Annotated in this window: 14 protein-coding genes; 8 read left to right on the top strand and 6 right to left on the bottom strand. The window is 37.5% G+C overall.

Annotated features, from left to right (window positions below; genetic code table 11):
- Positions 1–279: 279 nt before the first annotated feature.
- Complete coding sequence (locus V7108_RS11060) at positions 280–852, top strand: hypothetical protein (RefSeq protein ID WP_335568250.1); 573 nt, start codon at positions 280–282, stop codon at positions 850–852.
- Positions 853–914: 62 nt separating this feature from the next.
- Here V7108_RS11060 and tatA read toward each other — a convergent pair whose 3' ends face one another.
- The gene (gene tatA, locus V7108_RS11055; RefSeq protein WP_335568249.1) at positions 915–1,130 is read right to left on the bottom strand and encodes a twin-arginine translocase TatA/TatE family subunit; all 216 of its coding nucleotides are present in this window, start codon (positions 1,128–1,130) and stop codon (positions 915–917) included.
- A gap of 15 nt (positions 1,131–1,145) precedes the next feature.
- Positions 1,146–2,168: a M42 family metallopeptidase gene (locus V7108_RS11050; RefSeq protein WP_420489079.1), complete on the bottom strand. Its 1,023-nt coding sequence runs from the start codon at positions 2,166–2,168 to the stop codon at positions 1,146–1,148.
- A 234-nt stretch (positions 2,169–2,402) separates the two neighbouring features.
- Between V7108_RS11050 and V7108_RS11045 the strand changes: the two genes are divergently transcribed.
- Positions 2,403–2,717, top strand: a complete 315-nt coding sequence (locus V7108_RS11045) for a hypothetical protein (RefSeq protein WP_335568248.1) — start codon at positions 2,403–2,405, stop codon at positions 2,715–2,717.
- A gap of 64 nt (positions 2,718–2,781) precedes the next feature.
- Here the strand turns inward: V7108_RS11045 and corA are convergent, their stop codons facing one another.
- A complete protein-coding gene (gene corA / locus V7108_RS11040; protein WP_335568247.1) occupies positions 2,782–3,732 on the bottom strand; it encodes a magnesium/cobalt transporter CorA in 951 nt (316 codons plus the stop codon).
- A 112-nt stretch (positions 3,733–3,844) separates the two neighbouring features.
- Between corA and V7108_RS11035 the strand changes: the two genes are divergently transcribed.
- A complete protein-coding gene (locus tag V7108_RS11035; RefSeq protein ID WP_335515636.1) occupies positions 3,845–3,988 on the top strand; it encodes a Ger(x)C family spore germination C-terminal domain-containing protein in 144 nt (47 codons plus the stop codon).
- A gap of 38 nt (positions 3,989–4,026) precedes the next feature.
- On the opposite strand, the gene V7108_RS11030 is transcribed toward V7108_RS11035, so the two are convergent.
- The gene (locus V7108_RS11030; RefSeq protein WP_335568246.1) at positions 4,027–5,205 is read right to left on the bottom strand and encodes a TIGR04053 family radical SAM/SPASM domain-containing protein; all 1,179 of its coding nucleotides are present in this window, start codon (positions 5,203–5,205) and stop codon (positions 4,027–4,029) included.
- A 372-nt stretch (positions 5,206–5,577) separates the two neighbouring features.
- Between V7108_RS11030 and V7108_RS11025 the strand changes: the two genes are divergently transcribed.
- Both V7108_RS11025 and V7108_RS11020 read left to right on the top strand, forming a co-directional pair.
- Entirely contained in the window at positions 5,578–6,354 is a 777-nt protein-coding gene (locus tag V7108_RS11025) for a C40 family peptidase (RefSeq protein ID WP_335568245.1), read from the top strand.
- 371 nt (positions 6,355–6,725) lie between these two features.
- Positions 6,726–7,355, top strand: a complete 630-nt coding sequence (locus V7108_RS11020) for a TVP38/TMEM64 family protein (protein WP_335568244.1) — start codon at positions 6,726–6,728, stop codon at positions 7,353–7,355.
- On the opposite strand, the gene V7108_RS11015 is transcribed toward V7108_RS11020, so the two are convergent.
- Complete coding sequence (locus tag V7108_RS11015) at positions 7,352–7,702, bottom strand: hypothetical protein (RefSeq protein WP_335515650.1); 351 nt, start codon at positions 7,700–7,702, stop codon at positions 7,352–7,354. The genes V7108_RS11020 and V7108_RS11015 overlap by 4 nt on opposite strands.
- Positions 7,703–7,818: 116 nt before the next feature.
- Between V7108_RS11015 and V7108_RS11010 the strand changes: the two genes are divergently transcribed.
- From V7108_RS11010 to trhA, 3 genes are all read left to right on the top strand, one after another.
- Positions 7,819–8,265, top strand: a complete 447-nt coding sequence (locus V7108_RS11010) for a GNAT family N-acetyltransferase (protein ID WP_335515653.1) — start codon at positions 7,819–7,821, stop codon at positions 8,263–8,265.
- A 239-nt stretch (positions 8,266–8,504) separates the two neighbouring features.
- The gene (locus V7108_RS11005) at positions 8,505–8,681 is read left to right on the top strand and encodes a hypothetical protein (RefSeq protein WP_335568243.1); all 177 of its coding nucleotides are present in this window, start codon (positions 8,505–8,507) and stop codon (positions 8,679–8,681) included.
- A gap of 22 nt (positions 8,682–8,703) precedes the next feature.
- Positions 8,704–9,351: a PAQR family membrane homeostasis protein TrhA gene (gene trhA, locus V7108_RS11000; RefSeq protein ID WP_335568242.1), complete on the top strand. Its 648-nt coding sequence runs from the start codon at positions 8,704–8,706 to the stop codon at positions 9,349–9,351.
- Between the two features lie 93 nt (positions 9,352–9,444).
- Here the strand turns inward: trhA and V7108_RS10995 are convergent, their stop codons facing one another.
- Positions 9,445–11,511 carry a peptidoglycan D,D-transpeptidase FtsI family protein gene (locus V7108_RS10995; RefSeq protein ID WP_335568241.1) on the bottom strand — a complete coding sequence of 689 codons (2,067 nt, stop codon included), beginning with the start codon at positions 11,509–11,511 and terminating at the stop codon, positions 9,445–9,447.
- Positions 11,512–12,113: the final 602 nt, after the last annotated feature.

Raw genomic sequence — 12,113 nt, 5'->3', positions numbered from 1 at the left:
TATGTTTATGTATGATTCATATTGTGAAGCATTTCACATATTACTTCAAAAAAAATAAGTTGTATTACCTCTAAACCTTGTGAAATATTTCACATGTCGTTAATATTCATAGAATACAATATAGAAAATTAAATAACAAGTAGCCTTTTGTGATAAATATGTCGAATTGGTAAATTTTTTTTGACAGTCAGGGAATGATAACTAGGTGCCAAATAAAGGCTGGTTAAAGTTCAAATCAATATAAAAAGAAAGAAGGAGATTCGAATGAAGGTAAGAATAATGATAATGATGCTAGGGTTGCTTCTAGCCATGCCAGGATTCACTTCAGCAAATGTTCAGGTACCGGATGAAAATCAAAAACCTTCTGCACCAAACTCCCATGAAATAGATGGGGAGAAGGGTACAGAAGAATGCGATTGTGATGAAAAACATGAGCATATGCACAAAAACTGGCAGGAAAAAATGGCAGAACGTGAACAAAAACTGTTAACATGGGTTAATCAGTATACCCCTGATAAAAAAGAAGAATGGACAAAGGTATTATCGGAAAAAAAGGAATTACGAAATAAGTGGTTAAGTCCTGAAAATGCAACGAAGCGCGAAAAGTGGAAGCAAGAAAAAATGGAGAAAATTCAAGCATTAAAGAAACAATTAGACGAGGGTAAGATTACAAAAGAAGAATTTGTTCAAAAGGCGCATGGTGGAAAAGCGATGGGTAATTGGAAGTCATTCCACGATTTAAAAGCCGCCGTGGAGACGAGAAATGATAAGCAGGCAGCGGAATTACTAAATCAATTGTTAGAACAGACAAAACAGCATAACGAAAAAATGAAGGCAATGGTAGTAGAATAACGTTTAGAATTAAATAAGGAAACTAAAAAATGCAAGCTGCCCATTCAGCTTGCATTTTTTTTTTATTTTTTAATATCGACCTTTTCCTTCTGTGCTTCCTTTAGGTCATATTTAAATTCTTCTTTTATGTCATTGGTTATTCCATCCGTAGCACGCTTGAATTCACGTATTGATTTACCGACAGCACGACCAATTTCAGGCAGTTTATTCGGTCCAAAGATGATTAAGGCTAGAACTAGTATTAATATTAATCCAGGTACACCTATGTTTGAGAACATTAAGCAGCCTCCTATTTAGATAACTAATTTTGATTGAACGTAATAATATAAAAGATTGGCGGTATTTTCAATGGATGATTCATGTGTCCGTTCGAAAGCATGGGAGGAGTCGATCCCAGGACCTATTAAGCCGTGAACGATATCGTGACCAGACCTAATGGCTGCTGAGGCGTCCGAGCCATAAAAAGGATAGATATCAAGTTTGTATTCAATATTGTTGTCTTCAGCAAGACGTACTAAATTCTTGCGAAGTCCATAATGATACGGTCCACTTGCATCCTTCACACAGATTGATACGGTATATTCATCCGTTGACTGACCATCACCCATTGCTCCCATATCAACTGCTAAATATTCAACCGTTTCAGGTGTAATATTCGAATTTCCTCCATATCCAATTTCCTCATTATTAGAGATAAGAAAGTGGGTGGTGTATGGTAACTGGATGTTTTCATTTTTTAGTTGTTTTATTAATTGAAGTAAGATAGCTACACTGGCTTTGTCATCTAAATGACGGGATTTAATAAATCCGCTCGGTGTAACTTCTACTCGTGGGTCAAAGGATACGAAATCACCAACCTCGATGCCAAGTGCTCGAATATCCTCTGCATTATGTACCTTTTCATCAAGTCTAATTTCCATATTGTCCTGATTGCGCTCTGCTTTACCGGCGTCCTTATAAACATGGACAGAAGTTTGGCGCATTAGGATAGTCCCTGTAAATTTCTTCCCGCTGCTCGTTTCAATCTGACAGTATTCTCCTTCAATGGAGTTAAATTTAAAGCCTCCAATTAAATCAATTTTTAGTCTGCCGTTTGATTTAATTTCCTTAACCATTGCTCCAAGAGTATCTACATGTGCAGTAAGCATGCGATGCTGGCTGGAATCTTTTCCATCCAATGTTGCAATAAGACCGCCTTTACGGTTTCTCCTAGTTTCAACTTTTAAATCAGCAAGATATTTTTCAACGTAGGAAATCACTTCATTTGTATTCCCAGATGGACTCGGAATCGACACTAAATCCACCAGTAATTTCATCGTTTCCTCAGTATTCTTGATAGCCAAAGTTAAATCCCCTTTCTAAATAACACTCTTTCCTATTATAACATCTTACATATAAATCAATCGAAACAAAACTCGTCAACTTTTTCATTGTTGCTGCATAGTTTAGGTAGTGTTGAATTTTCCTTTAGGAAAGCATAAAAGCTTTATGTTTTGGGAATAAAAGGGATAATTCAAAATTATTCAACAACTTGCTAATGGAGGAGAAAAATGACCAGAATAGAACTATACCATCAAAAGAAATCGAGGCAATTTACGTGGAAGAGGCCATTTTTTTTCATTCTAACTTGTATTATCCTGACAGTAGGTTTCTTCGTGTTTCGCCACTATTATCAAAGTACGATGAAGATTGAATCACCGGAAGAAGATGTTGGCTCCCAAGTGGTGATTCACCTTCCAGATGGAAAAGAGCTATTTACCTATAAAAACTACATTTATGAAAAGGATGGAAGGACTTTTTATAAGGGAGACAGAAACATCATTGATGTAACAGGTGGAAAGGTCATTTACGAAAAATGGGAATAAAAAAGACTAGCGGGCTAGTCTTTTTTACTTTTTCAAGCTTAAAGCGAATATGGGCTCACCTTACTTATTTAAACCAACCTTTTTTCCTAAACCATAGTGACATGACAAGTACTACTAAAACCATGAGGAACAGTGTGAAAAAGTAACCATACTTCCATGTTAATTCAGGCATGTAATGAAAGTTCATCCCATATAAGCCCGCGATGAAGCTTAGTGGCATGAAAAGTGTAGTAATAACCGTAAGGACCTTCATCACATGGTTGGTTTGATGTGAATTTAAAGAAATATAACTGTCACGGATATCTGTTGCTAATTCCCGATTTGCTTCAACCATTTCGGTTAGTTTTAAGAGATGATCATGAATATCAGAGAAATATTCAATTTTTATCTTCATAACCGTCACCCGCTGGGAGTTGATGATTCGATAAATCAGATCCCTCATTGGTGTAACTGTTTGTCTCAAAGACAAGAGGTCGTGCCGTGTATCAAAAAGGTCCTCTAATAAGGCTTCCATAGACCTTCCCTTAGAATTCTCATCTATTTCATTTAAGGTATCCTCAACCTGATAGACAAGTGGAAAGTAATTGTCCACCATTTTATCTAGGACATGATATAACACTTGCGATGGACTCCAACTTTTTACCTTCGTGGAATGTAAAAATCTATTCCATACTTCCTCAATCTCAGGAGATTGGTTGTAGTGAAAGGAAACGATATAGTTCTCTGCAAGGAAAAAATCAATCTCTTCTTTTGTAATTGTGAGTGTGTTTAAAGCTTGTGTAACAAAAAAAGTATAATCCTCATAGTAGTCTAACTTTGGGCGTTGTAATGTGAAAATACAATCCTCTATAGCCAGTGGGTGAAAGTGTAGGGGATCGCTCAAAACCTCTATTTCACTTTGTGTGGGCTGTTGAAAATCAATCCAAAACCATAAATAATTACCATTAATTAGCTCAGAGGCTTCCAGACCTTGTATCAATTGATAATCTTGATTAATTGCTATCGTTTTAATCATAAAAACACCTTTTTTCAGTTTTCTATGTTGGAAACTTAATAATATAACCTAATGATAGCGATAGTTGTTTCTTTTTTCAAAAATTGTCCACTGTTATTAGGGGATTTTCTTTTTGGGGAATAAAATGTTTGGACTGCATTATCGTGCGAGACATTTTGAAAAGAATGATTGGGAAACGTGGAAGAAGGTATATCCTCCGATTCCATTTAAAGTAAATGTGGACGTGCAAATAGAAGATACGGGATTGGTTGAATAGGGAAAGGCATTCCAATTAGTTGGAATGCCTGGTTGGTGCTAGACTGTCAGTTCAGATTTTTTTCGCATTGCTTGTGGAATATAAACACAGAATGGTTCACTTTCCATATAATCACCGGTTACGGCATAAGTTCTTGAACGGGAACCGCCGCAAATTTTGTTGAATTCACAGACACCGCATTTACCTTTATAATTTTCTGGTTGTCTTAGGTCCTTAAAAACTTTTGCTTCGCGGTAAATTTCTGCTAACGGGGTATCACGAATGTTACCGCCAACGATTGGGAGCAAGCCGCTAGGCATTACATCGCCAATATGGTTAACGAAAGCAAAGCCATTTCCGTCATTAACACCTTTTGGTGCGCGTTTTAAGCCATCGTGCATGGAAGCGAAATCCGTTGTGATTGAATCTTCGTAGCGAATTTCACCTTTTTCAATGAGATGGTCACGTGCTTTCTCTTGTAAAACAACACGACGGTAATGCTGAGCAGCAGTTGTCTTAATATCATAAGGAGCTGTTTTACTTAACTGATATAACCAGCGGAATACCTTTTCATGCTCGGCTGGTGTGATACATGCATCCATTTGACCTCTTCCTGTGGGAACCAGTAAGAAGATGTACCACATAACCGCACCTAGCTCTTCTACAAGTTTAGCCATTTGCTCAAGATGGTCATAATTGTAACGTGAAATAACGGTATTAATTTGCAAAGGCATTCCCAATTCATTTAAGTACTTAATTTTTTCAATAGTTAGATCGAATGATCCTGGCACACCTCGAAATTTATCGTGGATTTCTGCTGTCGGTGCGTCAAGACTCAAGCCCCAGCGTGAAAGACCAACTTCTTTAGCACGTTGCATTTTTTCTTTTGTTACATTAGGAGTGGCACTAGGAGTCATACTAACGCGCATTCCCTTTTTAACTGCGTAATCCGCAAGCTCAAACAGGTCTTCCCTCATCATACAATCTCCGCCTGAGAACACGAGCATTGGATTGTCCATTTCATAAATTTGATCAATTAAATTAATACCCTCTTCATGCGTTAACTCACGAGGATCTGGAGTCAATTGAGCATCTGCACGGCAGTGAACACACTTTAATTGACAAGCACGTGTTACTTCCCATATAACGATAAACGGGTTCACATCATAATTGATACTCTTACTCATCCCATGTGGGTGTCCCATTTTCTGTGGATGTCCTTTACTTATTCCTTGCATTATTATCACCAAGATTTCATAATATTTTTTTATCTATTTATAACCTTTAAAAATGTTTCTATAGGTTAATTATAAGTTTCTCTATTCGTCGTGGATGAAAGGATTGTTACAATATTTCATAAGGTTTGTTACAATATTTCTACATTCTATTTTCCAAAAACCACCAATATGTTTTAGCTAGAATGAGGATTAAAATAATAATAGAGCTTTAAACCTTATTTTGAAAGGGTTTAGGTGTTTCAAGCTTATGTGAAATAAGGGTTTACATTGCTAGGGTTGGGGGATATTTCCATAACAACCAAATTTTTGTGATACAACTCAATTGGTTCTCTCCTTTATGATAGATTTATCTTAAAGAGAAGGAGAACTTCCATGAAAAAACACATACTGACAGTCGCGGCAGCTGCCGGCATATTGTTTACATCTTTTGGTGGATCCGTTAGTGCTCAAGAAAATGTATATACTGTTAAATCGGGTGACACCCTATGGAAAATATCTCAAGCTAATAACCTATCAGTTTCAGATTTAAAATCCTGGAATAAGCTTGCGGGCGATAACATCTATGTAAATCAGAAACTATCATTATTGGCACCGCACACGCATGAAACAGATTCTAGTTCCACGTACACAGTTCAAAGAGGAGATACGTTGTGGGGGATTTCCTCTAAGCACAAGCTGACAATTGCTCAGCTTAAGGCCCTAAATAACCTGTCTACAGACATCATTTATGTTGGACAAGTTCTAGTATTAACTGGCACAACAGCGGCGCCTGCACCCATTTCTACCGTTTCAAAAGCACAATTGGTGATCGCAGAGGCAAAGAAATATATCGGCACTCCATATTTATGGGGAGGGAATACTCCAGCCGGTTTTGATTGCAGCGGTTTCTCAAAGTATGTTTTTGAAAAGGCAGGAATCTCACTTCCGAGAACGGCAGCGACTCAATGGTCAGGTTTAAAAGCGGTAAGCACCCCAAACCCTGGTGATCTTGTATTCTTTGAAACCTATGCACCTGGTCCAACTCATTTAGGGATTTATATAGGTGATAACAAATTCATCCATGCCGGAACATCAACCGGTGTAACGATTACAGATATGAACAACCCATACTGGAAGCCTCGCTACCTAGGTGCTCGAACAGCATTTTAATAGAATAATAGAAAGTGACCTTTATCTAGCGATAAAGGTCTTTTTATTGACGGTGTTAAAGCGTGAAATTGATTTAGGCACCTGTTGATTTGCGCGGAAGGCACGAAGACTCCTCGAAAATGCTATCGCATTTTCTTCGTGCGTGGGCAAATTCGAGGAAGAAATTCAATGTCCTGCAGGAGGACGGGACATGGGAGACCCCGCAGACGCTTTAGCGTCGAGGAGGCTTCCCGAACCGCCTGCGGAAAGCGAAGTGCCTGGAGCGCAAATCAACAGTCATTTAAAAGTTCAGGAAATTTATGGTTTATGAAAGGGACATTTACCTTTATACTTAAGGAGAAAGAGCATTTCTTAAAGATTAGGAGTTAATAATGGGGAAAAGAATTCTAAGTATATTGATTTTAATCATAATTGTGGTGATAGGCTTTTTACAAAAGGATGAGCTGCTTGCATTAATAAAAGAGGGGGGACCACTTTCCCTTTTTATTAGCATGCTGCTCGTAGCAATTTGTGTCTTTTTTCCTGTTATTCCTTTTCCTGTCCTAGCTGGTGTTATCGGCGGTGTATTCGGAACCACTCAAGGGGTAATTGTGTCCCTAACAGGTGCAATGGTTGGAACAATGGCGTTCTTTTATTTATGTAGATATGGTTTTCGGGACTATGCACAGGCAAAGTTAATGAACCATAAGAAAGTCCAGGAATATGAAGCTTTTCTTAATCGGAATTCCTTCTTGGCCATCTTAACCTGCCGTTTGATTCCCATTATTCCAGCGCCTGTAGTCAATATCGTTTGCGGTTTAAGTAAGGTGAATGGTCTTGTTTTCTTTAGCGCATCCACAATTGGTAAATTACCTAATATCCTCATTTTGTCTTTTGCCGGAGCTTCTTTTAGCAGCAGCAAGCTGTTTTCCTTTGGTTTATATGGAGGATATATTTTACTAATTTCTCTTATTAATTTTGTTATCATGTACCGAAAAATGTCAAAGGAATCGGCAGACTAAACGATGAACTTTGCAGGAAGATCATTTCGTTCATCTATTGTAATTACCTTTTTAAAAAAGCTTTTTAAAATTAACCATCTTGCTGGATAGGAATTTATAAAATCCTCTAATACTTGGGGAGAGTAATGAATGAAACAATCAAGATCATTTCTATGCTTTTTCAAATCATGTAAAAGGGCATGCGGAATCGTGTAATAGTCGTAGAGTTGATAAGGATTCAGTTTTATCACTTTGATATTGTGTTTTTGAATGTAAGGCAGAATACTTTGTTCTTGAAGTTTAAAGCTTTCTTCCTTTGAAAGACCGTTTAAACGAATTTGGTCATTGATAAAATAGATTCCCTTCATACCAAGACACCTCATTTCTAGTAGTAATTGGTATTGTTATTGACAGGGAAGGCGGGAAGTATACGTCATGACTATTAAGATCATAGGCTAATCTGAAAAATCGGAGGGTGATGGCAATGTCTAGTTGGGAAAAGGATGGTTTTACTCTTAGTACGGAGAAGCAATATCTTGATAGGAATATGATTCATCATTTTTTGAGTGTTGATTCTTATTGGGCTAAAGGGATATCGATGGAAAAAGTAAACAAGTCAATAGAAAAATCTTCGATTTGTTTTGGTATGTATGAGGGAAATCCCGCAAAAGGGGAAGCAAAGCAAATAGGGTTTGTCCGGGCAGTAACTGATTTTGTTCGATTTGCATGGATCATGGATGTATTTGTTCTCCCTGAATATCGGGGAATTGGCCTTTCGAAATGGATGATGGAAACTATGATTGGCCAGTCAGAACTAAAGGATGTTCGGAAAATGATGTTATGCACGTACGACGCACATGGACTATACGAACAATATGGTTTTCAAGCAATAGATGATCCTGAAATATTTATGGAGAGAAAAGTAAGATAAATGGAGTTTGGGCTGTCTGCTGCGATAGTAGGCAGCCAGCTTTATTCTAATATTAGTAGAGAAAAAAATATTTGTACAAAAAATTTACCCGGCAAATGCCGGGTATGGAAAAGGTATCTATAAAATAAAAGGGGATGGAGTTTAGGTTCTTTTATGAACCTAGTATTATAGTAAACGAAAAATATGAACAAATTATGAAAGAATTATTAATAGAATGGTAAATTTGTGGGGGGAAGAAAATGAAGGATTTCCATTGTTGTGCTACCTGCCGGAATTTTCAAGCCGAGAAAAAGCCAGCTGGGATGGTTTATTATTGCAGTCGTTTAGGTTTTGAAACAAAAACGAATTATAAATTTGACTGTTGGAGTCCAAAAAAGAGCATAATAGAATTAATGGATAAATCTAAACAGGAATAGTTTGAAAGAGGAGAATAGCACGATGGCAAATACTCATGTTTTTTCGCGTAGAGAGGAAGTTGCAAATTCGATTACTCACGGGATTGGTGCCGTGCTAAGTATTGCTGCTTTGGTTATGTTGATTGTATTTTCATCACTCTATGGAAATGCTTGGCACATAGTGAGTTTTACAATTTACGGAGCCTCCATGTTCATTTTGTATATGTCCTCGACATTGGTACATAGTTTTCCGGAGGGGAAAGTCAAAGATTTATTTGAGATTTTTGACCATTCATCCATTTACTTTTACATTGCAGGCACCTACACACCTTTCCTGCTAGTAGTCATTAGAGGGTCTTTAGGTTGGACACTTTTTGGGGTTGTGTGGGGATTGGCCATTGCCGGAACTATCTTTAAATGCTTTTTTGTAAAAAAGTATCTTTTTACCTCGACGATTCTATATGTGGTGATGGGCTGGATGATGGTATTCGCATGGAATCCTTTAGCTGACAAACTCCCATCACAGGGGATGACCTATTTAATGATCGGAGGTCTCCTCTATACATTTGGAGCTGTTTTTTATGTATGGCGAGGCTTTCATTATCATCATGCCGTCTGGCATCTATTTGTAATTGCCGGGACAGTGATGCACTTTTTCTGTGTTTTGATCTATGTGTTGCCGATTGGATAGGGGAGGAGTGTACAGTTTCTACAAAAAGCCGTGCACCTTCTACAAAAAAACAAAAAGGCGTCTGGTCATAAATATACCAGACGCCTTTTCTCCTTAATTCTTCTTCATTTCAAAGTAAGTATCCATGACTCTACGCCCGATTCGGAAGTTTGCACCATTATCAGTATTTCCTTGATAGGCCCATGGGACAATAACCGCCATTGCCACTTCAGGATTGGTACTAGGTGCGTAGGTGGCTAAGGTTAAGTTCATTACTTGGGGCGGAATCTTACCAAATTTCTTGCGGTCTGGTCCATCATAGTAGGCCTCAGCCGTTCCGGTTTTTCCTGCAGGAGAGTAAGCAACTCCTTGGAACCGTCTAAATGCTGTTCCTCCTGGCTCTTGGAAAACCTTTTTGAATCCTAACTGTACCCGGTCAATCCAAGCAGGTTCAGCATCTATCGTATTAAGGACAGTGGGATTTATCTCTTGGAAAATAGGACCAAGTTCGTCTGTATTGTCCATAGGCTCACGGATTTCTTTCACAATATGTGGTTTCATTCTGTTTCCGCCGTTAGCAATCGTTGAAATATATTGCGCTAATTGCATCGGAGAATAGGTGTCATACTGTCCAATGACTAAGTCCATGATATGTCCTGGCAGCTTGCTTGTTCCCTTTAGACCACTTGATTCATTTGGGAGATCAATACCAGTCCTAGTCCCAAGGCCAAAGCTCGCAAAAGAATTTCTAATGATTTCACCTGTATTTGAGGCTAAACTTAAGGGCTTATCATATTGGTAATTCCCTTTACCAATTCTAATCGCCGTATGGAACATATAAACGTTTGAAGATAATTTCAATGCGTCCACATCATTTAATGTTCCTAAATAGGAATAAGACGCTTTGAGAGGGGTATCCGCGATTTTTATCCCTTGATCATTAATTTTCGTACCAGGACTAATTACCCCTTGCTTAAACCCTGTTAAAATAGTTGCCCCTTTTACTGTTGAGCCGACATTGTATGTGGTAGTAATTGTACCTAGAGCATCATCTTGCATTTCTAATTTACCAGTTTCAGAATTTTTAACGATTCTTTTCCCAGCCATTGTTAAGACGGCACCATTATTTGGATCCATTAAAACGACGTAGGCTCTATCCAAAAGAGAGGTATTCGGGGTTTGTTTCAGTGCCCAAAGCTCTTCTTCGATAATTTTCTCTACGGCGATTTGTAAGTCCATATCAACAGTTAGAACCAGGTCTTTCCCTCGTTTTCCATCCGAAACTACTTCTGTTTCAATGACATTGCCTTGCTTATCTGTTACTGTTTTAACCTTTGTTTTGTGTCCATGTAGGACATCTTCATATTGTAATTCCAGCTGGCTTTTTCCAACCCTATCATTACGGTTATACCCAAGTGATAAGAAATGATCCAAACGATCGGCTGGCAATCCTTCTTCGGTTTTTGTCACGTTCCCTAAAATCGATTTTAAAGTTTGCTCAAAAGCATATGACCGATCCCAATCCGTGGTCGTATCAACACCTGGGAGCATTTGTAGATTCTCACTGACAATCGCAAATTCCTCTGGTGTTACATCTTCGTTTTTAACAATTTGAGGAGTAAATTTATATCCACTTGAGAATTCACGGTAGATGGCAAGTACCTCAAGTTCCTCAGGAGTAAATTGAGCTAATTCCTCCTCGGTAATTCGTTCAAGCTTTCGTTGATAAAGATCATTATCTTTTAATTTTTTTGCTTTAAATAAGGCGGTTTCTTCTTGGGTGATTTTTGCTTCGGCTTTTTCAGGATTTTTAATAATCCAAAAATCCTTTTTGTCTCGAACAGTCACTTTATCGGGATTTTTAACAATTAATTGTGCTAACTTTTCGGCTGTGGCAAGCATTTCTTTCTGACTTGCTCCCATATTAGTATATGTAATTGCCCTTTTCGGCACATTATCAACAATCACTCTGTGTTTACTGTCAAACATTTTCCCTCTGGGTACAGGGTTATTAATCGTAATATCTTCTTTTCTTTCTAATTCACGTTTGAAATTTTCCCCATAGACAATTTGGACAAATCCTAAACGTAAAATCAGAATGGAAAATAACATAAAAACACTGAAAAATAGCAGATTTAAGCGAAACGGGAAATGTGATTTTTTCTTTTTCTTTTTCTCCAATTGCTGACACATCCTTTTCAACTAAGGCTCTTTTCTTAAATTTTCTTGCTTTCTGGAACAAAATTTTATGATAGTACTAATTTCAGCAGTAAATAGAATAAATTTACTAAGAAAAGAGCCTGCAAACTAAATTCACAAAAGCAAAATAACTATTGCCGCGTTAAAATCGGCTTTAAGATTTTAACAACAATCATTACGAAGACAGCCTCAACTAACAAAGCGAGATTCCATCGTTTGTATGCATAGTAAAAATATGTAATTATTTATTATTTTACGTTTTTATTCAGTAATGTAAAGGTTTTCCTTTTATATGATGGCAATTTCTGATTGACATTATGTTTTTTCTATCATATATTGTAAGTAATAAAATATTTCCTTTTTAAAGGGGAGTAGCTGGACAATAAAGTCGTCATTCCGAGAAATTTTTTTCTCCGGCTTTATTGGCAACGTGATGTTGTTAGCAAGACCTTTACTGCAAAACGGTAAAGGTCTTTTTGTGTTTTTTTGAGGCCTTTACTGTTGGAAAAAGTACCACTTTTCCTGCGTAAAGGCTTTTTTATTTGCAGCAGAGGGATATTTTAGAAAAAAACTTACTATTTAGG

Origin of the sequence: Neobacillus vireti (genome assembly GCF_036962345.1) — a bacterium.
Lineage (GTDB): Bacteria > Bacillota > Bacilli > Bacillales > Cytobacillaceae > Neobacillus > Neobacillus vireti_A.
Note: the sequence above shows the minus strand (reverse complement) of the source record. Positions and strands in the feature narration are given on the sequence as shown.